Source organism: Shinella curvata (assembly GCF_022899935.1).
Lineage (GTDB): Bacteria > Pseudomonadota > Alphaproteobacteria > Rhizobiales > Rhizobiaceae > Shinella > Shinella curvata.
Window position 1 is genome coordinate 928,042 of sequence record NZ_JALJCJ010000002.1, and the last position, 22,337, is coordinate 950,378.

The 22,337-nt window shown below is 61.4% G+C and carries 20 protein-coding genes and 4 tRNA genes; 16 read left to right on the forward strand and 8 right to left on the reverse strand.

The genetic code is table 11. The features are described from left to right. The first annotated feature begins 52 nt into the window (after positions 1-52). From MUU55_RS10570 to prfB, 3 genes are all read left to right on the forward strand, one after another. The gene (locus MUU55_RS10570; protein WP_244760918.1) at positions 53-1,294 is read left to right on the forward strand and encodes an N-acetylmuramoyl-L-alanine amidase; all 1,242 of its coding nucleotides are present in this window, start codon (positions 53-55) and stop codon (positions 1,292-1,294) included. Positions 1,295-1,575: 281 nt separating this feature from the next. Next, positions 1,576-4,026, forward strand: a complete 2,451-nt coding sequence (locus MUU55_RS10575; RefSeq protein WP_244760715.1) for a penicillin-binding protein 1A — start codon at positions 1,576-1,578, stop codon at positions 4,024-4,026. Between the two features lie 98 nt (positions 4,027-4,124). Beyond that, positions 4,125-5,256 (forward strand): peptide chain release factor 2 gene (prfB, locus tag MUU55_RS10580; protein WP_244760716.1). Its coding sequence is split into 2 segments (ribosomal slippage): positions 4,125-4,193 and positions 4,195-5,256, totalling 1,131 coding nucleotides; the frame shifts between segments, so codons are not numbered across the junction. 63 nt (positions 5,257-5,319) lie between these two features. Here prfB and MUU55_RS10585 read toward each other — a convergent pair. The 6 genes from MUU55_RS10585 to MUU55_RS10610 all read right to left on the reverse strand — a co-directional run bounded on the left by MUU55_RS10585 (position 5,320) and on the right by MUU55_RS10610 (position 8,896). Then, complete coding sequence (locus tag MUU55_RS10585) at positions 5,320-5,826, reverse strand: hypothetical protein (RefSeq protein ID WP_244760717.1); 507 nt, start codon at positions 5,824-5,826, stop codon at positions 5,320-5,322. A 33-nt stretch (positions 5,827-5,859) separates the two neighbouring features. Further along, positions 5,860-6,633 carry an NAD kinase gene (locus tag MUU55_RS10590; RefSeq protein ID WP_244760718.1) on the reverse strand — a complete coding sequence of 258 codons (774 nt, stop codon included), beginning with the start codon at positions 6,631-6,633 and terminating at the stop codon, positions 5,860-5,862. 138 nt (positions 6,634-6,771) lie between these two features. Beyond that, positions 6,772-7,062, reverse strand: coding sequence for a hypothetical protein (locus tag MUU55_RS10595; RefSeq protein WP_244760719.1), 291 nt, complete (start codon positions 7,060-7,062; stop codon positions 6,772-6,774). A 136-nt stretch (positions 7,063-7,198) separates the two neighbouring features. Next, the gene (locus MUU55_RS10600) at positions 7,199-7,489 is read right to left on the reverse strand and encodes a hypothetical protein (protein ID WP_244760720.1); all 291 of its coding nucleotides are present in this window, start codon (positions 7,487-7,489) and stop codon (positions 7,199-7,201) included. A 328-nt stretch (positions 7,490-7,817) separates the two neighbouring features. Continuing rightward, positions 7,818-7,893: transfer RNA gene (locus tag MUU55_RS10605), tRNA-Thr, on the reverse strand. 55 nt (positions 7,894-7,948) lie between these two features. Further along, a complete protein-coding gene (locus MUU55_RS10610; protein ID WP_244760721.1) occupies positions 7,949-8,896 on the reverse strand; it encodes a LysR family transcriptional regulator in 948 nt (315 codons plus the stop codon). 128 nt (positions 8,897-9,024) lie between these two features. Here MUU55_RS10610 and MUU55_RS10615 point away from each other — a divergent pair, with 128 nt between their 5' ends. Further along, positions 9,025-9,648, forward strand: coding sequence for an FMN-dependent NADH-azoreductase (locus MUU55_RS10615; protein ID WP_244760722.1), 624 nt, complete (start codon positions 9,025-9,027; stop codon positions 9,646-9,648). A gap of 76 nt (positions 9,649-9,724) precedes the next feature. Here the strand turns inward: MUU55_RS10615 and rlmB are convergent, their stop codons facing one another. Next, positions 9,725-10,600 (reverse strand): 23S rRNA (guanosine(2251)-2'-O)-methyltransferase RlmB, encoded by an 876-nt coding sequence (gene rlmB, locus MUU55_RS10620; protein ID WP_244760723.1) that lies wholly within the window; start codon positions 10,598-10,600, stop codon positions 9,725-9,727. Positions 10,601-10,805: 205 nt separating this feature from the next. Here rlmB and MUU55_RS10625 point away from each other — a divergent pair. Further along, positions 10,806-10,890 (forward strand) — tRNA-Tyr (locus MUU55_RS10625). A gap of 25 nt (positions 10,891-10,915) precedes the next feature. Beyond that, positions 10,916-10,989, forward strand: a tRNA-Gly gene (locus MUU55_RS10630). An 8-nt stretch (positions 10,990-10,997) separates the two neighbouring features. Here MUU55_RS10630 and MUU55_RS10635 read toward each other — a convergent pair. After that, positions 10,998-11,687, reverse strand: a complete 690-nt coding sequence (locus tag MUU55_RS10635; RefSeq protein WP_244760724.1) for a CatB-related O-acetyltransferase — start codon at positions 11,685-11,687, stop codon at positions 10,998-11,000. A gap of 333 nt (positions 11,688-12,020) precedes the next feature. Between MUU55_RS10635 and tuf the strand changes: the two genes are divergently transcribed. From tuf to rpoB, 10 genes are all read left to right on the forward strand, one after another. After that, complete coding sequence (gene tuf, locus MUU55_RS10640) at positions 12,021-13,196, forward strand: elongation factor Tu (protein ID WP_244760725.1); 1,176 nt, start codon at positions 12,021-12,023, stop codon at positions 13,194-13,196. Between the two features lie 299 nt (positions 13,197-13,495). Beyond that, the gene (locus MUU55_RS10645) at positions 13,496-14,152 is read left to right on the forward strand and encodes a hypothetical protein (protein ID WP_244760726.1); all 657 of its coding nucleotides are present in this window, start codon (positions 13,496-13,498) and stop codon (positions 14,150-14,152) included. Positions 14,153-14,288: 136 nt separating this feature from the next. Further along, positions 14,289-14,364: transfer RNA gene (locus MUU55_RS10650), tRNA-Trp, on the forward strand. A gap of 189 nt (positions 14,365-14,553) precedes the next feature. Further along, positions 14,554-14,754 (forward strand): preprotein translocase subunit SecE, encoded by a 201-nt coding sequence (secE, locus tag MUU55_RS10655; RefSeq protein ID WP_244760727.1) that lies wholly within the window; start codon positions 14,554-14,556, stop codon positions 14,752-14,754. Positions 14,755-14,770: 16 nt separating this feature from the next. Then, on the forward strand, positions 14,771-15,301 hold the full coding sequence (gene nusG, locus MUU55_RS10660) for a transcription termination/antitermination protein NusG (protein WP_064329841.1): 531 nt from the start codon (positions 14,771-14,773) through the stop codon (positions 15,299-15,301). A gap of 200 nt (positions 15,302-15,501) precedes the next feature. Next, positions 15,502-15,933 (forward strand): 50S ribosomal protein L11, encoded by a 432-nt coding sequence (gene rplK, locus MUU55_RS10665; RefSeq protein WP_023517311.1) that lies wholly within the window; start codon positions 15,502-15,504, stop codon positions 15,931-15,933. Positions 15,934-15,937: 4 nt separating this feature from the next. After that, positions 15,938-16,630 (forward strand): 50S ribosomal protein L1, encoded by a 693-nt coding sequence (rplA, locus tag MUU55_RS10670; protein WP_244760728.1) that lies wholly within the window; start codon positions 15,938-15,940, stop codon positions 16,628-16,630. A 343-nt stretch (positions 16,631-16,973) separates the two neighbouring features. After that, the gene (rplJ, locus tag MUU55_RS10675) at positions 16,974-17,492 is read left to right on the forward strand and encodes a 50S ribosomal protein L10 (protein ID WP_244760729.1); all 519 of its coding nucleotides are present in this window, start codon (positions 16,974-16,976) and stop codon (positions 17,490-17,492) included. A 60-nt stretch (positions 17,493-17,552) separates the two neighbouring features. Beyond that, positions 17,553-17,930 (forward strand): 50S ribosomal protein L7/L12, encoded by a 378-nt coding sequence (rplL, locus tag MUU55_RS10680; RefSeq protein WP_244760730.1) that lies wholly within the window; start codon positions 17,553-17,555, stop codon positions 17,928-17,930. A 253-nt stretch (positions 17,931-18,183) separates the two neighbouring features. Further along, positions 18,184-22,323 (forward strand): DNA-directed RNA polymerase subunit beta, encoded by a 4,140-nt coding sequence (gene rpoB / locus MUU55_RS10685; RefSeq protein ID WP_244760731.1) that lies wholly within the window; start codon positions 18,184-18,186, stop codon positions 22,321-22,323. Positions 22,324-22,337 lie beyond the last annotated feature (14 nt).

The window sequence follows — 22,337 nt, forward strand, 5'->3', positions numbered from 1 at the left end:
TCCTCGGCCGCGCCGCGCGGTTTTCACGCGTTTGAACGGACTGCCAGTGGTGATGCTACGCCTTCTCTCGGAAAAATCACTCCGTCGCGCGACGGGCGCGTTCGCTGTTTTGCTGGCACTCGCCGTTGCCGCGCCGGCTCTTGCCGTGTCCGCCACGGCTGCGCCGCTCCTGGCTTTTTCCGCGCGTATTGCCGGCGACGACGCCCGCACGCGCCTGATCATCGATTTCGACCGCAAGCCCGACTTCAAAGTCCATTATGTCGCCAACCCTTACCGCGTGCTGATCGATCTGCCGGAGACGGATTTCGGCATCAAGCCGGAACAGCTCGAAGCGCGTGGCATCTTTTCGGAAATTCGCTACGGCACCATGGCTGAGGGACGCTCGCGCATCGTGCTGACGGCGGAGAAGCCGATCACCGTGGTGCTTGCCGAGGTGCAGGAAGAGCAGGGGGCTGCGAGCTACCGTCTCGTCATCGATGCCGCGATCGTCAAGAAGGAGGCGTTCCAGGCGCAGATGGAAAAGCAGAGCTGGCAGGAGGCGGCCGCGCCTGAAAACGTCGAACAGAAGCCTGTTATGCTGCCGGGCGGCAATTCTGAAGGGCCCTTCGTCATTGCCGTCGATGCGGGCCATGGCGGTATCGACAATGGCGCGCGCGGCGGCGTGACGAAGACCGAGGAAAAACACGTCACGCTGGCTTTCGCCAGGGCGCTTGCCGATGCGCTCAACGCGCTGCCGGACACCAAGGCGATCCTGACCCGCGACAAGGATGAGTTCCTGTCGCTTTCCCAGCGCGTGCAGCTTGCCCGCAACGAGGGCGCGAACCTCCTCATCTCCATTCATGCCGATACGCTGAAGCAGAAGGATACGCGCGGCGCGACGGTCTACACGATCTCCGACAAGGCGTCCGACAGCCTTGCCGCCAGCCTCGCCGAACGTGAAAACCTGTCCGATCAGATCGCCGGCATCGCCTTTGTCGACGAGCCGGCCGAGGTTGCCGACATCCTGCTCGACCTGACGCGCCGCGAGACGCAGGCATTTTCGATCAATCTGGCGCAGAGCGTCGTCAGTACCTTCAAGAACGAGGTGCTGTTGATCAACAACCCGCACCGCCATGCCGGGTTCCGCGTGCTGACGGCGCCCGACGTGCCCTCGATCCTTCTCGAACTCGGCTTCATGTCGAACAAGGAGGACGAGCAGCTGCTGATCGATCCGGCCTGGCAGAAGAAGGTCGCCGGCCTCGTCGCGAAGGCCGTCGGCGAGTATCGCGCGACCGTCGCCTCGAACGGCGGTTAAGCCTTTCCGGCAATTGCGCGGGCGAGACCCGACGGAACATGCTAATGTCCTGCCTGTGCCGGAAAAGTGACAGCGGCCGCCATTGTGCGGTGGCGAAGCCGGGATGCATGCTGTAAGCCCTATTTTCCTCACATTCCGATCGCTAGACGGGTGCGGGAAATGTGGGGACGACTCGTCTTCGGCAGGGTATGGCAGCGGTCGTTTTGGACCGTGGCGACGCAAGTCCGGGCGGCAGGTCTGCCCGATGAAATTAAAAGACATAAGGCATCGGTAACTGGCTCATGATCAGACTGATTGGATATTTCTTCGGGATCGGCGCCGTGGCGTTCCTCGGCGTGGCGGCAGCGGTCGCTCTCTATCTGGGAAGTGTCACCAAGGATCTTCCCGATTATGAAGTCCTCAACAGCTATGCACCGCCGGTGACGACGCGCATGCACGCCGGCAACGGCGCGCTGATGGCCGAATATGCCCGCGAGCGCCGGCTCTACCTGCCGATCCAGGCAATCCCCGACCGGGTGAAGGCCGCTTTCCTCTCGGCTGAAGACAAGAATTTCTACCAGCATCCCGGTGTCGACGTGACGGGCCTGTTCCGCGCCATCATGGTCAACCTGCAGAATTTCGGTTCCGGCCGCCGTCCGGTCGGTGCGTCGACGATCACCCAGCAGGTGGCGAAGAACTTCCTGCTCTCGTCCGACCAGACGATCGACCGCAAGGTCAAGGAAGCGATCCTCTCGTTCCGCATCGAGCAGGCCTATTCCAAGGACCGCATCCTCGAGCTTTATCTCAACGAGATCTTCTTCGGCCTGAATTCCTACGGCATTGCCGGCGCGGCACTCACCTATTTCGACAAGTCGGTCACCGAGCTGACGATCGCCGAAACCGCCTATCTCGCCGCCCTGCCCAAGGGGCCGTCGAACTATCATCCCTTCCGCCGTACGGAAGCCGCCGTCGAGCGCCGCAACTGGGTGATCGATCGTATGGTCGAGAACGGCTACGTCACCAAGGCGGATGGCGAGGAGGCGAAAACCCAGCCGCTCGGTGTGACGCCACGCCACCGCGGCACCTATCTCTTCGCGTCGGACTATTTTTCTGAGGAGGTTCGTCGTCAGATCATCGAGCGTTACGGCGACAACGCGCTCTATGAAGGCGGCCTTTCCGTCCGCACGTCCCTCGATCCGCGTATCCAGATCGCGGCCCGCAAGTCCCTGCAGCACGGCCTGATCACTTATGACGAACGCCGCGGTTTCCACGGCCCCATCAAGACGATCGAGATTGGCGGCGACTGGGGTGTAGAGCTTGCCAAGATCGATCCGTTCTCCGACGTGCCGGAATGGAAGCTCGCCGTCGTGCTCGCCGTCGATGACGGCGGCGCCGATATCGGCCTGCAGCCGAGCAAGGAAGCCTCTGGCAAGGTCGTGGAGCAGCGCGTGACGGGCCGCATCGAGGCCAAGGCCATGAGCTGGGCCTACCGCTCGGCCAAGGGCGACCGCAAGACGGCGAAATCGCCGGCGGGTGTCTTCAATGTCGGTGACGTCGTCTATGTCGAGCCGACCGAAGACAGCAATGTCTACCGCCTGCGTCAACCGCCGAAGGTCCAGGGCGGCCTCGTCGCCATGGACCCGCATACCGGCCGCGTGCTTGCCATGGTCGGCGGCTTCTCCTACGGCCAGTCGGAATTCAACCGCGCGACGCAGGCGATGCGCCAGCCGGGCTCGTCCTTCAAGCCCTTCGTCTACGCCGCTGCCCTCGACAACGGCTATACGCCCGCCTCGGTGATCATGGACGCGCCGATCGAGATCGTCGCCGGCGGCCAGGTCTGGCGCCCGCAGAACTACGGCGGCGGCTCGGCCGGCCCGTCGACGCTGCGTCTCGGCATCGAGCGTTCGCGCAACCTTATGACGGTTCGCCTGGCCAACGACATGGGTATGAACCTCGTGGCCGAATATGCCGAGCGTTTCGGCATCTACGACAAGATGTATCCGGTGCTCTCCATGTCGCTGGGGTCGGGGGAGACCACCGTCCTGCGCATGGTTTCGGCCTATGCGGTACTGGCGAACGGCGGCAAGCAGATCAAGCCGTCGCTGATCGACCGAATCCAGGATCGCTACGGCAAGACGATCTTCCGCCACGAGGAACGCACCTGCGAGAACTGCAACGCCAATGACTGGGAAAACCAGGAAGAGCCCGTTCTCACCGACAACCGCGAGCAGGTTCTCGATCCGATGACCGCCTACCAGATCACCTCGATGATGGAAGGTGTCGTCACGCGTGGCACGGCCGCCGGCAAGATCAAGCTCGACCGCCCGACGGCGGGCAAGACCGGCACGACCAACGACGAGAAGGATGCCTGGTTCGTCGGCTACACGCCGGATCTCGTCGCTGGCCTCTATATCGGTTTCGACAATCCGGCGCCGCTTGGCCGCGGTGCGACCGGCGGCTCGCTCTCCGCGCCGATCTTCAACGAGTTCATGACCGCAGCGCTTGATGGCACGCGGCCGACGAAGTTCATCGTGCCCGAGGGCATGCAGTTCATCGCCGTCAACCGCAAGACGGGCATGCAGGCGAACGAAGGGGATCCCGACACGATCATGGAAGCCTTCAAGCCAGGTACCGGCCCGGCCGACGTCTTCTCGGTCATCGGCGGCGAGGAATATGCCAGCCCCGAGGAAATCCTGAAGAGCTCGCCGCAGGCCAACCAGGCGGTTACCGGCGGCAGCGGCGGCCTGTTCTGATCCATCATCATCTCGGAGGAGGGCGGGCGCGGGGCTTTACATCCGTGCCCGCCCTCTCTATTTCGAGGCCACCGAAACAAAGCATTGAAGAAACGGACATGCGCGCGGAAATCGAGAACATTGTCGACGAAATCAAGCAGGCCATAAGCCTGCTGAGGAGGCATCTTTGACTGGGATCAGGCGGTAAGACGACTGGACTGGTTGAACAACAAGGCAGAGGATCCCAACCTCTGGAACGATGCCCAGGAAGCCCAGAAGCTGATGCGCGAGCGCCAGCAGCTGGACGAAAGCATCAATGGCGTGCGCGCCATCGAGCAGCAGCTCAAGGACAATATCGAACTCATCGAACTCGGTGAGGAAGAGGGCGATGCCGACATCGTCAAGGACGCCGAAGACGCCCTGAAGGCCGTCAAGGTCGAGGCCGCGCGCAAGCAGGTCGAGGCCATGCTTTCGGGCGAGGCGGATACCAACGACACCTATCTCGAAGTGCATTCCGGCGCCGGCGGCACGGAAAGCCAGGACTGGGCGAACATGCTTCTGCGCATGTATACCCGCTGGGCGGAGCGCTCGGGCTACAAGGTGGAGCTTCTGGAAATCCACGACGGCGAAGAAGCCGGCATCAAGTCCGCGACGCTGCTCGTCAAGGGCCACAATGCCTATGGCTGGCTGAAGACCGAGTCGGGCGTACACCGTCTCGTGCGCATTTCGCCCTATGACAGCAATGCGCGCCGTCATACCTCGTTCTCGTCGATCTGGGTCTATCCGGTCATCGACGATTCGATCACCATCGACATCAACGAGAGCGACTGCCGCATCGACACCTACCGTTCCTCGGGCGCCGGCGGCCAGCACGTCAACACGACCGACTCGGCCGTGCGCATCACGCACATCCCGTCGGGCATCGTCGTTGCCTGCCAGCAGGAGCGCTCGCAGCACAAGAACCGCGCCAAGGCGTGGGACATGCTGCGTGCCCGTCTCTACGAGGCCGAACTGAAGAAGCGCGAAGAAGCGGCCAATGCCGAAGCGGCCTCCAAGTCCGATATCGGCTGGGGCCACCAGATCCGCTCCTACGTCCTGCAACCCTACCAGCTGGTCAAGGATCTGCGCACAGGCGTCGAGAGCACCGCGCCCTCTGATGTTCTTGACGGTGAACTCAACGAGTTCATGGAAGCAGCCCTTGCTCATCGCGTGAACGGTGGCGCCGATGCCGTCGTGGACGACCTCGGCTGATATTCGGGACCTGAAATGAAGAACGGGCGCCTCGGCGCCCGTTTGCGTTTGCAGTCGAGGCGCTCAGTTCGTCGCGCGCTCGATCCTGATCTCGCCAAGATCGTCGATCAGCACGGTCCAGCTCTCGGACTCGGCCGCCTTCGGGTCCGTCTTCAGATAGACCGTGGCAAAGAGACCGGGCTGCGCGGTGACGCCGGAGGAGTTTTCCGGCCGAATATCCGTCACATAGGGTTTGAGCGCGGAAAACTCTTCGAGCACCGTCGAGGAGGCAATCTTCGGCCCTTCGGCCGTCGCCTCGATCTGCTGAAGGTGGATGTGTGCCGTGCTGTCCGGCTGGCGTACGGCGATCAGCTTGTAGTAGCCGCGGCGAAGGGTATCGGGTTTGCCTGTCTCGGCGGTCTCAGGTTTGGCGGTCGCCGCAGCATCGCTGTCATTCTCCATGGGCTCTTCCCAGAAGCCGGTGCTCACCACAAAGGTGATCGCCTCGGAGACGGGCGAATCTTCTTCGGCGAGGGCCGGTGAGCCCGCGAGCAGAAGGACGGCGAGGGTGGCGCATAGATGCCGCTTCATGGGCAAAACTCCTGTCCCGGACGAGAGAGGGTGTCAGTAATCGAATTGTTCGGCAAGAATCCGGTCGGACCAGGAATGATCGGGATCGGAGAGGATGCGTGCCGACAGTCCGGCCGATTCCGCGATCTGCACCGATGTGACGGACTTGACCTCGGTATTGTCGGCCACGGCATTGACCGGCCGTTTATCCGCTTCCAGCACGTCGATCTTGACCGCCACCTTGTTCGGCAGCAGGGCGCCACGCCAGCGCCGGGGACGGAAAGGGCTGACCGGTGTCAAGGCGAGCAGCGGTGCCTCCAGCGGCAGGATGGGGCCATGGGCGGAGAGATTGTAGGCGGTGGAGCCGGCCGGGGTGGCGAGCAGCAGGCCGTCGCAGATCAGCTCCTCCAGCCGTACGCGGCCATCGACGGTAACGCGCAGTTTCGCTGCCTGATAGGACTGGCGGAAAAGATAGACCTCGTTGATGGCGAGTGCCCGGCGCTCCTGACCGCTTGCGTCGCTCGTGATCATCTCCAGCGGCCGGAACACGTTTTCGACCGCGCCCTCGATGCGCTCAGGAAGATTTTGCGTGTCGTAGCGGTTCATCAGGAAGCCGATGGAGCCACGGTTCATGCCGTAGACCCGCTTGCCGGTGTTCATGGTGGTGTGCAGCGTCTGAAGCATGAAGCCGTCGCCGCCGAGTGCGACGATGACATTGGCTTCTTCCGGATCGGCATTGCCGTAGAGGGCGATGAGTTCGCTGCGCGCGTCCTGCGCTTCGGGCGCCTGGGAGGCGACGAAGGAAAGGGAGTTCAATTCACGCGCCATGCCGCCGATCCGCGTCCTCAATCTATGCCTTGCGCCCGCGCGGGATGCGCAAGGCCGGTCTTTGTCGCATGCCTTTATGGCATGCGCATCTGAAAAATGTGACGATGACGGATGATTGCGACAGCCACATGCCGCCGGTCAGGCCTTGGATGCGCCCGCCCGCGCCTCAAGCGCTTTCAAGGCCGCTTCTCCGGCGGCGGCGGCCTCGAAGGGGTTGGGAAATGGCCCGATCAATGGCCGAGTGACGCCGCGGAATGTCAGGGCGTAGAAGAACTTGCCGTCGGAGCGCTTCTCGATCTTCACTTTCGATACCGCTTCGTTGCCTGCTGTCACCGTAAAAACCCCTTGCCAAAATGCTTGCGAGCGAACATCGGACGGGCCTGCCGTCACTTCTTTCGCGAAGCGGAAATGATGGTGCCGGAGAGGCATCCATCTGAGTTGTCAAAGTAAGTTCACCGCGCGCCGCTCGATGTCAAGCGCGGTGAACATGCCGCTTCTCTCGTCTCGTTTCCATCGCACGAAGGCGCCGGTGGACGGCCTGCCGGCGTATTGCAGCGTCGGAGAATCAGGAAACCTCTGGCGTCCGATTCGGGTTGTCGATGGGGTCCAGCGAGGCGTGGACCCACAGGACTCCGGCTTCAACCGTGAATTTGAAGCGAACCGGATGCGGGTGTTGCGGTGCTGCGGTACGCATGACGCGCGTCGTCTCGATGAAGTCCTCAGACAGGACCCGTATATAGTGGCCCCCGATGATATCCACGCGAATGTAGACATCGCTTACGCTCTTTGCGGCCTGCACAAGGGCCTTCAGTGGTTGCCACTCCAGCTTGCTGTCCTCGTGGCTTGGGTTGTCCATGTCTTGATTCCCGGAAGTCGTTCATGAAATTCGCCGAAGCGTGTCCCAGAGCGACACGCAATTCGGTCGCCCTTATAGCACAAAGGCGCCTATCATGCCGCATCCCATGTCACAACACAGGTCGACCCAAACGCACATCCGACCACCCAATTGTAAGAGGTGCTGTGGCCAATCGCTGGAACGGGACTGGTTCGCGGCATGGTGGGTCGCCGGAGCGGATATAAGCCGACACGTCGGGGAAACCAGCAGGCTCAAGGAGAGATTGCTTCGCTGACGCCGCTGCTGATAGCCGTGGTGAACGGGGGGAACGGCGTCAAGCAAACAAAAATGGTGCCCCCACCAGGACTCGAACCCGGGACCCCCTGATTACAAATCAGGTGCTCTACCAACTGAGCTATAAGGGCACGCAATGCGAGGGAGTTAGCATATTTTCCGGCGGAGTAAAGCGAAAAGGGTGGATCAGATCGACCAGTTGCTGTCATCGGCCGGTTTGGGCACGATTTCCTGGCAGCGATGCATGGAGCGCGGCAGGTTTTCGGCGAGGTGGTCGATCAGCGCGCGTACCGCCGGCAGCATTCCGTGCCGGGAGGTGAAGACGGCGTGTACCGTTGCCTCCGCGGAAGACCATTCCGGCAATACAGGCGTCAGCAGGCCGTTGCGGAAGCCGCGCTCGACGATGATATCGGGCAGCAGGCCGAGGCCGATGCCCTCGATCGTCGCGCGTTCCAGCACGGAAAAGTCCGAACAGGTGAGGACCGGCGAGAGGGAGACGTCGTGCACTTCTCCGCTTGAATGGAAAAGCGTCCAGATCGCGCGTGGATTGTTCTCCTGCATGGAGAGCGTCGGAATGCGACCGATCGTGTCGAGGTCGATGGGACCGTAGCGTTCCAGAAAGCGCGGGCTTGCGGCAAGGTAGCGGCGCGTGCCGCCGAAGCGGCGCACGATCAACGACTGGTCCGTGTCATAGCTTTCTCGCACGCGCAGCGCGACGTCGATTCGTTCCTCGATCAGATCGACCGGCCGCCCCGTGGTGAGAATCGAAAGGCGCACCAGAGGATAGCGTTTCAGGAAGCCTGGCAGCACGTCGGCCATCATGGGAGCGAAGCCTGACGGCATCGACAGGCGGACCGTGCCCGCCGGCTCGGCCTTGGCGACGGCGACGACGGCCTCCGCAGCCTCCACTCCGGATAGCACGGCTTCGCAGCGCTCGTAGAAGGATTGGCCGATATCGGTAATCGAGAGCTTTCGCGTGGAACGCTCGATGAGGCGCACGCCGAGTTGCTCCTCAAGGGCCGCGACGCGTTTGCTGATCTTCGATTTTGGTACCGACAGCGCATTGGCCGCCGCGGTGAAGCCCTTGTGACGCACGACGGCGGCGTAGAGCGCGAGGTCGTTCAGGTCCTGCATGACATGTCTCCGATTGCAGGTGATTATTGTTTCCCTCGTGAAACAGTCAATTGTTTTTTTGCCGTCTAATCGGGTGATTGTTTTCAAGACATATATCTAGCACCCAATTCAAACAGAGGTGCTGACCCATGAACGTCCTCCATATCGACTCCGGCATTCTCGGAGATCATTCCGTTTCCCGCCGCCTGACCGCCGCCGTCGCAGCCCAGATCAAGGCCGAGCAGCCGGGCGCAACCGTGACCTACCGCGATCTCGTCTCCAAGCCGCTGCCGCATCTTTCCGGTGCCCACCTGATGGCTGCCAATGCCGAGCCGGACCAGGTCGATGCGCAGATCGCCGCCGACAATGCGGAAGGCAAGATCGTGCTCGACGAGTTTCTGGCCGCCGATACGATCGTCCTCGGCGTACCTATGTACAATTTCTCCCTGCCCAGCCAGCTCAAGGCCTGGATCGACCGCGTCGCCGTCGCCGGCAAGACGTTCCGCTATTCGGCCGAAGGCCCGGAGGGGCTGGCCAAGGGCAAGAAGATCATTATCGTTTCCACGCGCGGCGGCCATTACAGCGCTGGACCGGCAGCCGTGATGGATCATCAGGAAAGCTATCTTCGCACTGTGCTCGGCTTCCTCGGCGTCACGGATATAGAGATCATCCGCGCCGAAGGCCTCAACCTCTCGGCCGACTCGAAGGTCCAGGCGATCTCCGAAGCCGAGCGCACGATCACCGATCGTAACGTTCTGAAGCGCGCGTCCTGAGCGGGATCATATTGCCCAAACACGAAGGCCCGCCGGCATTCACCGGCGGGCCTTCGTGTTTTCGCCAGGCCCGCGTTCAGCCGAGAAGGTGACGCTGGGTGGCATAGAGTGCGATCGCCGCGGCATTCGATACGTTGAGCGACTTGATGGCACCAGGCATGTCGAGGCGCGCGAGAGCCTTGCAGGTGGCGCGCGTCTTCTGGCGCAGGCCCTTGCCCTCGGAGCCCATCACCAGCGCGATGCGCTGGCCGGAGAGCGTGCCCTCCAGCGGGGCCGGGCCTTCCGAATCGAGCCCGATCGTCAGGAAGCCGAGCTTGTGCAGCTCTTCCAGCGCGTCCGAGAGATTGGTGATCTGGATATAGGGAATGAGCTCCAGCGCGCCGGAGGCGGTTTTGGCGAGCACGCCCGATTCCGTCGGCGAGTGGCGCTGGGTGGTGATGACGGCGCCCGCATTGAAGGCGACGGCCGAGCGCATGATGGCGCCGACGTTGTGCGGGTCGGTCACCTGGTCGAGCACGAGCAGCAGCGGGCTATCCTTCAAGGCCTCCAGTCGGCGGACCGGCAGGGGACGGGTTTCGAGCATCACGCCTTGGTGGATCGCCTCCGGGCCGAGGACCTTGTCGAGATCGGAGGGCAGCACGGTTTCGACCGGATAGGGCAGGGTCGAGAAATCCGCCAGCTCCAGGCGCTGGGCGGCGTTGAGGCTCACCGAGAGCTTGATGATCTTCCGCTCGGGATTGTCGAGCGCCGCGCGCACCGTGTGCAGGCCATAGAGATAGACCTGGTCCGGGGCGACCGCCGGTGCTTTCCAGCCGTCGGCCGGCTTGCGACGACGGTCGTCCTTCGGCGTCGGGATCTCGCCGCGTTCGCGCTTGTGGTCGCGATGCGCCCGGCGGAGTTTTGCATAGTGGGTGTCTTTTGCGGACTTGCCGCCGGTGTCGTCTTTGCTCATGGCGCCTTATAGGCCTAGAGCGCGGGGCGCGCAAATGGCGGCCGTCCACAGGTCGGGGCGGCCACTGACATTTTTCGTAATTTTTTCCGTGACGTCGTGTTGACAGGATGAATTGTGCCCGTCATATACGCCGCCAGATCGAAGGCGCCGCCGACAAGGCACTGCCCGCCGATCGAAACTGGTCGCTTGATCCCGATAGAATAATGGAGGGATGCCCGAGTGGTTAAAGGGGACGGACTGTAAATCCGTTGGCTCAGCCTACGTTGGTTCAAATCCAACTCCCTCCACCATTCTGTTGCACGGATCAAGACCCCCGCGGGTATAGCTCAATGGTAGAGCAGCAGCCTTCCAAGCTGAATACGCGGGTTCGATTCCCGCTACCCGCTCCAAGTAATCCTCATTTCTTTACTGTCTTTTCCGGTCGTTCTCCCGACGGCTTTTTCGGAAGAGCTTTCGTGCGCTCAAGGATGGCCTTTGCCGATTCGGCGGGGGACGCCAGGTCGAACGCATCGAGCTCTGCGGGGTCGAGAAGCCACCATCGGCTTGCAAGCAGTGCGCCGATCGTCTCTTCGGGAAAGCGGTAGCGGATGATCTTCGCCGGCACGCCGCCAACGATCGCGTAGGGCGGCACGTCTTTTGTGACGACCGTGTTGGCGCCGATGATTGCGCCCGTGCCGATGCGAACGCCCCGTAGCACCGTCGCCTTGGTGCCGATCCAGACGTCATGCTCAAGAATGGTCGGTGGCCGTTTGCGGATCCTTACCGGCTTCCACAGCTCTCCAATGTAGCCGGGTACCCCGATGAACCGGTTGCGATGGGTCAGAAACTCGTGGCTGCTGATGAGATTGTAGTCGTGATGAGGCGGTCCGATTTCGGCATCTCTCGCGATGGCGCAATAGCGGCCTATTTTCGTGCCGTATCCGATATAGGAATATGCCTGGATGTAAGTCCAGGCGCCGATTTTGCTCTTCTTTCCCAGAAACACGCCGCGGCCGACAGAATATTTACCCCCGCCCTGCGCGTCGCGAAGCCGAAGACCATGTTTTATTCTGTTGAAGAGGCGCGATAGTATCGTTTTAAAGGTCATTGTTGTTCGGCGGCCAGCATCGTTGTCCAGGAGTTTCGGATTTCTCCTATCATGGTGCCGTTGCGCAAGGCTAGCGGTCGGAACTTCCGGAACGAAAAACAGGACGCCTACTGTTGCGAAAACGCCGGGGTCACCTATCTATGCCCATGGTGAAAGCAATTAAACGATTGTGTTGCTTTGACAATAAGGCCCCGACAGGCTGTTCGGTCCCGGTTGCCGGGGCCGGCGCCCGCTCGCGCATTTAAGGCTTGCGCAATCGTTGTGAAAGTCTTAAATGCCCGCCAAACCGGACGGGCCGGTTAGCCCAACTTTCGTTCAGTAGGAAATAAAGAGATGGCAAAGAGCAAGTTTGAGCGCAACAAGCCTCACGTAAACATCGGCACGATCGGCCACGTCGACCACGGCAAGACGTCGCTGACGGCAGCGATCACGAAGTACTTCGGCGAGTTCAAGGCGTACGACCAGATCGACGCCGCTCCGGAAGAAAAGGCGCGCGGCATCACCATCTCGACGGCACACGTCGAATACGAGACGCCGAACCGTCACTACGCCCACGTCGACTGCCCCGGCCACGCCGACTACGTCAAGAACATGATCACCGGTGCTGCCCAGATGGACGGCGCGATCCTGGTTTGCTCGGCTGCTGACGGCCCGATGCCGCAGACCCGCGAGCACATCCTGCTCGCTCGCCAGGTTGGCGTTCCGGCAATCGTCGTGTTCCTCAACAAGGTCGACCAGGTTGATGACGCCGAACTCCTCGAGCTCGTCGAGCTGGAAGTTCGCGAACTTCTGTCGTCCTACGACTTCCCGGGCGACGACATTCCGATCGTCAAGGGTTCGGCTCTGGCCGCTCTCGAAGATTCGGACAAGAAGATCGGTGAAGACGCGATCCGCGAGCTGATGGCCGCTGTCGACGCCTACATCCCGACGCCGGAACGTCCGATCGACCAGCCCTTCCTGATGCCGATCGAAGACGTGTTCTCGATCTCGGGCCGCGGTACGGTTGTGACCGGCCGCGTCGAGCGTGGTATCGTCAAGGTTGGTGAAGAAGTCGAAATCGTCGGCATCCGCCCGACGTCGAAGACGACGGTTACCGGCGTTGAAATGTTCCGCAAGCTGCTCGACCAGGGCCAGGCCGGCGACAACATCGGCGCACTGGTTCGCGGTGTTAACCGTGACGGCGTCGAGCGTGGTCAGATCCTGTGCAAGCCGGGTTCGGTCAAGCCGCACAAGAAGTTCATGGCTGAAGCCTACATCCTGACGAAGGAAGAAGGCGGCCGTCATACGCCGTTCTTCACGAACTACCGTCCGCAGTTCTACTTCCGCACGACGGACGTGACGGGTATCGTTTCGCTGCCGGAAGGCACGGAAATGGTCATGCCGGGCGACAACGTCACGGTTGCCGTTGAACTGATCGTTCCGATCGCGATGGAAGAAAAGCTGCGCTTCGCGATCCGTGAAGGCGGCCGTACCGTCGGCGCAGGCATCGTCGCCTCCATCGTCGAGTAATTTCGGGCTTTGCCTGAAAAAAGAGCCCTGCGGGAAACCGCGGGGCTCTTTTGTTTGTGACGTCTTCGAAATGCCCGGCTTGTTTAGCGCGCGGCGATATCTCGCCAGTTCTGGGGATGGAGATGGGGAGCCGCAGGGGGTAGGTTTGCCAGGTCGCTTCGAGCGACTGGTCCCGGTCACCGAGCCTGGACCCGGCGCCTGGGGATCATGTGATCCCGTGTTCGTGCGGGCGTCCCAGCGTGTGGCAGATACGAGGTCGTGCCGCGCGCATCGAGGCAACCACGAGATGGGTGCGTTCCATGAAGGTGTCATTTTTCGGCGCGGCGCGCACGGTGCTCGCGTTCTCTACGATTCTGTTGATTCCACCGGTCGGGGCGAGGGCGGCTGATTCGTTGCTCATCTGGTCACCGACGAAGATTTCCAGTTACGCCTATCGTCTGCGCATGGGCGTAAAGGCGGCGACGGGCAATCCGGTAAGCGGCGGTGTCGATTTCTCGGTCGCCGCGTCGTCTGCGGGCCGCATCAATGCGACACGCGACAATGCGCGGTTCTGGGCCGAAATGCGCGGGCAGGGAGGCTCCGGAGCGGAGCGTACAGTCACGGCCGGCTACAATCCCGCAACGGGCCGCGCTTCGGCAAGCGCCGGCATCACGCGGCGCTGGATGGCGTCTCCATCCGTCGATCTCGTTCTTGCACCGTCCGTATCAGCCGAATCGCACACGCGGCATGGCTACGACGGTTCGGTGCGCATCACGCAGAGGACGCTGATCCAGCTGCCCGGTTCGGGAACCTCTCTTCTCGCCACAGGAACGGCGGCGCGCGGACAGCGGCGCATCGGAACGGAGATCAGGGTGGAGCAGCGTGTCTTCGAGGGGCTCGATGTCGCGGCGTCCGTGCGCAGGCAGGACGCCGGCGCGGTCGGCGCCGTGAAGGCGACGTTCCGCGTCAGCTGGTAATGGAGCGCCCGGTGGGGATTGGGCGGTTAAGCTGTGAAAAAATCTCGTCTTTGGACTTGCAAAGTCGGTCCGCGCGCCGTAAAGACCCCATGCCTTGCCGGGCACGCGGCGTTTCGCCCGGATACGGTAGGCATATAGGGGTATAGCTCAGTTGGTAGAGCGGCGGTCTCCAAAACCGCAGGTCGTCGGTTCAAGCCCGGCTGCCCCTGCCATTTCATCCGGACAGCGCGGACCACTTGCAGCGTCGGTGATGGTGGCATGACGGTCGGACCGTCTAGATTCGTTAAAAGTTTGGTTGCCTCTTGTGAAAAAGAGAATCGGGCTTTATGTAGGGCAAAACAGACACGCGGTGCGTGGGGCTGATAGTTCAGCTTTACGCGCCGTAATGGCGTGGACATTCAATGGCATCGAAAACGAATCCGATTGCGTTTCTGCAGCAGGTACGCTCCGAAACGAAGAAAGTGACTTGGCCCTCGCGGCGTGAGACCGTGATCTCGACGATCATGGTTTTCGTCATGGTCTTCCTGGCTGCGGTGTTCTTCTTCGCTGCGGATCAGTTGATGGGCTGGCTGATTGGCCTCGTCCTCGGCGCTGCCGCTTGATCGGTTGGAGATGAACATGGCTTCCCGTTGGTACATCGTCCACGCGTATTCGAATTTCGAGAAGAAGGTCGCTGAGGACATCGAGAACAAGGCTCGCCAGAAGGGCCTTGATCACCTGTTCGAGAAGATCCTCGTGCCGACCGAAAAGGTCGTTGAGGTGCGTCGCGGCCGCAAGGTCGATTCCGAGCGCAAGTTCTTCCCCGGCTACGTGCTGGTGCGGGCGAACCTGACGGACGAAGCGTACCACCTCATCAAGAATACGCCGAAGGTCACGGGCTTCCTCGGTTCCGACAACAAGCCGGTTCCGATCCCGGACAGCGAAGCCGAGCGCATCCTGTCGCAGGTTCAGGATGGTGTCGATCGTCCGAAGCCCTCGGTCTCCTTCGAGATCGGCGAGCAGGTTCGTGTTTCCGACGGTCCGTTCGCGTCGTTCAACGGCACGGTTCAGGACGTCGACGAGGAGCGTTCGCGCCTCAAGGTGGAAGTGTCGATCTTCGGTCGCGCCACCCCTGTCGAGCTGGAATACGCCCAGGTCGAGAAAATCTGATTTTTGGTGATGCCCTAGGGCGTTGCTTCAAGAAAATCCAATCCTCTTCGAGGGTTGGTGGCGGAAGTTTCCGCCGCTCGCGTGGAAGGGAAGGGCGCCTAAGCCGGGTGTCAGAAGACCGCACCACGCAACCGCAGCCGCCGGTCTTATGATCGGCATCATGGATCGGGAAACCGGTCGTATTCTGAAAGGCAGAGAAAATGGCTAAGAAAGTTGCAGGCCAGCTCAAGCTTCAGGTCAAGGCAGGATCGGCAAACCCGTCCCCGCCGATCGGCCCGGCGCTTGGTCAGCGTGGCATTAACATCATGGAATTCTGCAAGTCGTTTAACGCGGCTACGCAGGAAATGGAAAAGGGTATGCCGATCCCGGTCGTCATCACCTACTACCAGGACAAGTCCTTCACCTTCGTCATGAAGCAGCCGCCGGTGACCTACTTCCTCAAGAAGGAAGCCAAGATCACCTCGGGCTCCAAGACCCCGGGCAAGGGCGCGACGGTCGGCAAGCTCACCAAGGCTCAGATCAAGTCGATCGCCGAAGCCAAGATGAAGGATCTCAACGCCGCCGATATCGAAGGCGCAATGGCAATGGTCGAGGGTTCTGCCCGCGCCATGGGCCTGGAAGTGGTAGGTTAATTCCATGGCCAAGATCGCAAAGCGCATTCAGAAGATCCGTGAAGGCATCGACCCGACCAAGCTGGTCGCCCTTTCGGACGCAATCGCTCTCGTCAAGGAGCGCGCTGTCGCCAAGTTCGACGAAACCGTCGAAATCGCGATGAACCTCGGTGTTGACCCGCGTCACGCTGACCAGATGGTCCGCGGCGTCGTCAACCTGCCGAACGGCACGGGCCGTGACGTTCGCGTCGCCGTCTTCGCTCGTGGCGCCAAGGCTGACGAAGCCAAGGCTGCCGGTGCTGACATCGTCGGTGCGGAAGACCTGCTCGAAATCGTCCAGGGCGGCAAGATCGACTTCGATCGCTGCATCGCGACCCCGGACATGATGCCGCTCGTCGGCCGTCTCGGTAAGGTTCTCGGCCCGCGCGGCATGATGCCGAACCCGAAGGTCGGTACCGTCACCATGGACGTCACCGGCGCCGTCAAGGCATCCAAGGGCGGTGCAGTCGAGTTCCGCGTCGAGAAGGCTGGTATCATCCACGCCGGCATCGGCAAGGCTTCCTTCGACGCCAAGGCTCTGGAAGAAAACATCAAGGCTTTCGCTGACGCCGTCGTCAAGGCGAAGCCGACGGGCGCAAAGGGCAACTACGTCAAGCGCGTTGCCATTTCGTCGACGATGGGCCCGGGCGTCAAGATCGACCCCGCGACCGTTTCCTAATACCGGTCCGGCTCCGGCCGCACCGAAACAGAATTCCCGGCCTTGTCTGGCCGGGAATTTCCGGGCCAAAAGCCCGGAACTCCTGTCCGAGATTGCAGGTGGTTATGCCTTAATCACTTTGCCTGCATGAGACGGGGTGAGACCTGGATTTCTTCAGCGTCGGATGACGCGGAATTCGGTTCGAACCTACCTTACCTTGTGTCGCGGCCGACAGGTCGAGCGCGGGGGGACAGGATCCTCGAGCGTCGCTCGGGATCAGCTTTTTAAGATGATCCCTGGCGGCAAAGGTAAACCCGGCAGGTCCCGTGAGAAGTCACGGTCCTGTCAACTGGAGATAGGCACAGTGGAAAGAGCGGAAAAACGCGAATTCGTCACGGAGCTGAACGAAGTCTTCAAGGCTTCCGGTTCGGTTGTCGTGGCCCGCTACGCCGGCATCACCGTTGCACAGATGAACGATCTTCGTACGAAGATGCGTGCAGCTGGTGGTACCGTCAAGGTCGCGAAGAACCGCCTGGCCAAAATTGCCCTTCAGGGTACGGAGTCGGAAGGGATCACGGATCTCTTCCAGGGTCAGACGCTCATTGCTTACGCAAATGATCCGATGATTGCTCCCAAGGTAGCCATGGATTTCGCCAAGACCAACGACAAGCTCGTTGTTCTCGGTGGTGCCATGGGTGCGACCACGCTCGACGCAGAAGCAGTCAAGTCGCTCGCGACCCTGCCTTCGCTCGACGAGCTTCGCGGAAAGCTCCTGGGTCTGCTTGCAGCCCCGGCTACGCGCGTCGCTACGGTCGTTGCAGCACCGGCAAGCCAGCTTGCCCGCGTGTTCGCAGCCTATGCCAAGAAGGACGAAGCCGCTTGAGGCGGTTTTTCGCTGTAAATCAAACTTACCAGTTCGAACCGAACAAAAGGAAATACGAAAATGGCTGATCTCGCAAAGATCGTAGAAGACCTGTCCGCCCTCACCGTTCTGGAAGCTGCTGAGCTTTCGAAGCTTCTCGAAGAGAAGTGGGGCGTTTCGGCTGCTGCTCCCGTAGCAGTTGCTGCTGCTGGCGGCGCTGCTGCTGCTGGCCCGGTCGAAGAAGAAAAGACCGAATTCGACGTTATCCTCGTTGACGCCGGCGCCAACAAGATCAACGTCATCAAGGAAGTCCGCGCCATCACCGGCCTGGGCCTCAAGGAAGCCAAGGACCTCGTCGAAGGCGCTCCGAAGGCTGTCAAGGAAGCCGTCTCCAAGGGCGAAGCTGCTGATCTCAAGAAGAAGCTTGAGGAAGCCGGCGCCAAGGTCGACGTCAAGTAATATCGGAATGCGGTGGGAGAGGGTTTCGACCCTCTCCCATTGATGATTCCTCCGAACTGATTACCCAAAAGCCGCAAAAACGGCTTTTGGGTAATGGGTTCTTCAAGAGGATGGTCTTCCTCCAGGCGACAGGGCAATCCGGCCCGTGGCCTGACAGCAAGACGAGATTGAACCAACCCATTGGTCGACGGGATCGACTGGCCAGCGAACCCCGTCTGTTGCAGGCCCGGATGCAAATTTTGAAGGAGCGACGATGGCTCAGACCCTTTCGTTTAACGGTCGTAGGCGCGTACGCAAGTTTTTTGGTAAAATCCCCGAAGTCGCAGAAATGCCGAACCTCATCGAGGTTCAGAAGGCATCCTACGACCAATTCCTGATGGTTGAAGAGCCCACCGGCGGTCGTCCGGACGAGGGCCTTCAGTCGGTTTTCAAGTCGGTCTTCCCGATCACGGACTTCTCCGGCGCTTCCATGCTCGAATTCGTTTCCTACGAGTTCGAACAGCCGAAGTTCGACGTTGAGGAATGCCGTCAGCGCGACCTGACCTATGCAGCGCCCCTCAAGGTGACGCTGCGCCTCATCGTGTTCGATATCGACGAGGATACCGGCGCGAAGTCGATCAAGGACATCAAGGAACAGAACGTCTACATGGGCGACATGCCGCTCATGACCGACAACGGCACGTTCATCGTCAACGGCACCGAGCGCGTCATCGTTTCCCAGATGCACCGTTCGCCGGGCGTGTTCTTCGATCACGACAAGGGCAAGAGCCACTCTTCCGGCAAGCTGCTCTTCGCTGCCCGCGTCATCCCGTATCGCGGTTCCTGGCTCGACATCGAGTTCGACGCCAAGGACATCGTGCATGCGCGCATCGACCGTCGCCGCAAGATCCCCGTCACCTCGCTCCTCATGGCGCTTGGCATGGACGGCGAAGACATCCTGTCGACCTTCTACACGAAGTCGCTCTACCAGCGTGACGGCAAGGGCTGGCGCGTTCCGTTCAATCCCGACGCGCTGAAGGGCCAAAAGGCCGTCGCGGATATGATCGACGCCGACACCGGTGAAGTGGTTGTCGAAATCGGCAAGAAGCTGACGCCGCGCCTGCTCAAGCAGCTCTCCGAAAAGGGCCTCAAGGCTCTCAAGGCAACCGACGAGGATCTCTACGGCAACTATCTGGCCGAAGACATCGTCAACTACACGACGGGCGAGATCTACCTCGAAGCCGGCGACGAGATCGACGAGAAGACCCTTCCGGTCATCCTGTCGGCTGGTTTCGACGAAATCCCGGTTCTCGACATCGACCATATCAATGTCGGTGCCTACATTCGCTCGACGCTCGCCGCCGACAAGAACGAGAACCGCCAGGACGCCCTGTTCGACATCTACCGCGTCATGCGTCCGGGTGAACCGCCGACCATGGATTCGGCCGAAGCCATGTTCAACACGCTGTTCTTCGATGCGGAGCGTTACGACCTCTCCGCTGTTGGTCGCGTGAAGATGAACATGCGCCTCGACCTCGACGTTGCCGACACGGTCCGCACGCTGCGCAAGGACGACATCCTTGCCGTCGTGAAGATGCTGGTCGAGCTGCGCGACGGCAAGGGCGAAATCGACGACATCGACAACCTCGGCAACCGCCGTGTTCGTTCGGTCGGTGAGTTGATGGAGAACCAGTACCGTCTCGGCCTGCTGCGCATGGAGCGCGCGATCAAGGAGCGCATGTCCTCGATCGAGATCGACACGGTCATGCCGCAGGACCTGATCAACGCGAAGCCGGCTGCCGCCGCGGTTCGTGAATTCTTCGGGTCCTCGCAGCTCTCGCAGTTCATGGACCAGGTGAACCCGCTGTCGGAAATCACCCACAAGCGCCGTCTCTCGGCTCTTGGCCCGGGTGGTCTGACCCGCGAGCGCGCCGGCTTCGAAGTGCGCGACGTTCATCCGACCCACTACGGCCGTATTTGCCCGATCGAAACGCCTGAGGGACCGAACATCGGTCTGATCAACTCGCTTGCGACCTTCGCCCGCGTCAACAAGTACGGCTTCATCGAAAGCCCGTACCGCAAGATTGTGGACGGCAAGGTCACGACGGATGTGGTCTACCTCTCCGCCATGGAAGAGGCCAAGTACCACGTCGCGCAGGCCAACTCGCCGCTGGAAGGCGACAACTCCTTCGCTGAAGAGTTCGTCGTTTGCCGTCACGCCGGCGAAGTCATGCTCGCGCCCCGCGACCAGATCAATCTGATGGACGTTTCGCCGAAGCAGCTCGTTTCGGTTGCGGCCGCGCTCATTCCGTTCCTCGAGAACGACGACGCGAACCGCGCGCTCATGGGCTCGAACATGCAGCGTCAGGCCGTGCCGCTCCTGCGTGCGGAAGCTCCGTTCGTCGGCACCGGCATGGAACCGATCGTTGCCCGTGACTCGGGTGCTGCGATCGCGGCTCGCCGCGGCGGCGTCGTCGACCAGGTCGATGCGACCCGTATCGTTATCCGCGCCACCGAAGACCTCGATCCGTCGAAGTCGGGCGTCGATATCTACCGTCTGCAGAAGTTCCAGCGCTCGAACCAGAACACCTGCGTCAACCAGCGTCCGCTGGTCACCGTCGGTGACGTTCTGAACAAGGGCGACATCATCGCGGACGGTCCGTCGACCGACCTCGGCGACCTGGCACTCGGCCGCAACGCGCTCGTCGCGTTCATGCCGTGGAACGGCTACAACTACGAAGACTCGATCCTGATGTCTGAACGCATCGTCTCCGACGACGTGTTCACGTCCATCCACATCGAAGAATTCGAAGTCATGGCCCGCGACACCAAGCTGGGCCCGGAAGAAATCACGCGCGACATCCCGAACGTTTCGGAAGAGGCGCTGAAGAACCTCGACGAAGCCGGTATCGTTTACATCGGTGCAGAGGTTCAGCCGGGCGACATCCTGGTCGGCAAGATCACCCCGAAGGGCGAAAGCCCGATGACGCCGGAAGAAAAGCTCCTGCGCGCCATCTTCGGTGAAAAGGCCTCCGACGTTCGCGACACCTCCATGCGCATGCCGCCCGGCACCTTCGGTACGGTCGTCGAAGTTCGCGTCTTCAACCGCCACGGCGTGGAGAAGGACGAACGTGCGATGGCGATCGAGCGTGAAGAGATCGAGCGTCTGGCGAAGGACCGTGACGACGAGCAGGCGATCCTCGACCGTAACGTCTACGGTCGTCTGGTCGACATGCTGCGCGGCCACGTGGCCGTTGCCGGTCCGAAGACCTTCAAGAAGGGCACCGAGCTTTCGAACGCCATCATCTCCGAATATCCCCGCTCGCAGTGGTGGATGTTCGCAGTCGAGGACGAGAAGGTTCAGGGCGAAATCGAAGCGCTCCGCGGCCAGTACGACGAATCCAAGTCGCGCCTTGAACAGCGCTTCATGGACAAGGTCGAAAAGGTCCAGCGCGGCGACGAAATGCCCCCGGGCGTCATGAAGATGGTCAAGGTCTTCGTCGCTGTGAAGCGCAAGATCCAGCCGGGCGACAAGATGGCCGGCCGTCACGGCAACAAGGGTGTCGTCTCGCGCATCCTGCCGATCGAGGACATGCCGTTCCTCGAAGACGGTACGCATGTCGATATCTGCTTGAACCCGCTGGGCGTGCCTTCGCGCATGAACGTCGGCCAGATCCTCGAAACCCACCTTGCCTGGGCTTGCGCCGGCATGGGCAAGAAGATCGGCGATCTGCTCGACGAGTATCGCAAGACCATGGACATCTCGGACCTGAAGCGCGAGCTGACGGAAGTCTACGAGAGCGAAGCCAAGGACGAAGTCGCCCATTTCGACGACGACGCCCTGGTCAAGCTCGCCGAGCAGTCCCGCAAGGGTGTCTCGATCGCAACGCCGGTCTTCGACGGTGCGCATGAACCCGACGTCGCCAGCATGCTCGAGCGTGCGGGCCTCAACTCTTCCGGCCAGTCGGTTCTGTACGACGGCCGTACGGGTGAAGCCTTCGACCGCAAGGTCACCGTCGGCTACATGTACATGATCAAGCTGAACCACCTCGTGGACGACAAGATCCACGCCCGTTCGATTGGTCCTTACTCGCTCGTGACCCAGCAGCCGCTGGGTGGCAAGGCGCAGTTCGGCGGCCAGCGCTTCGGGGAAATGGAGGTCTGGGCGCTCGAAGCCTACGGCGCCGCCTACACGCTGCAGGAAATGCTGACCGTGAAGTCGGACGACGTCGCGGGCCGCACCAAGGTGTACGAGGCGATCGTTCGCGGCGACGACACGTTCGAGGCGGGCATTCCGGAGAGCTTCAACGTTCTCGTCAAGGAAATGCGCTCGCTCGGTCTGTCGGTCGAACTCGAGAACTCCAAGGTCGATCCGAACGCGGAAGCCGGCCAGCTTCCCGACGCGGCAGAGTGATCTGATCGGGTGCG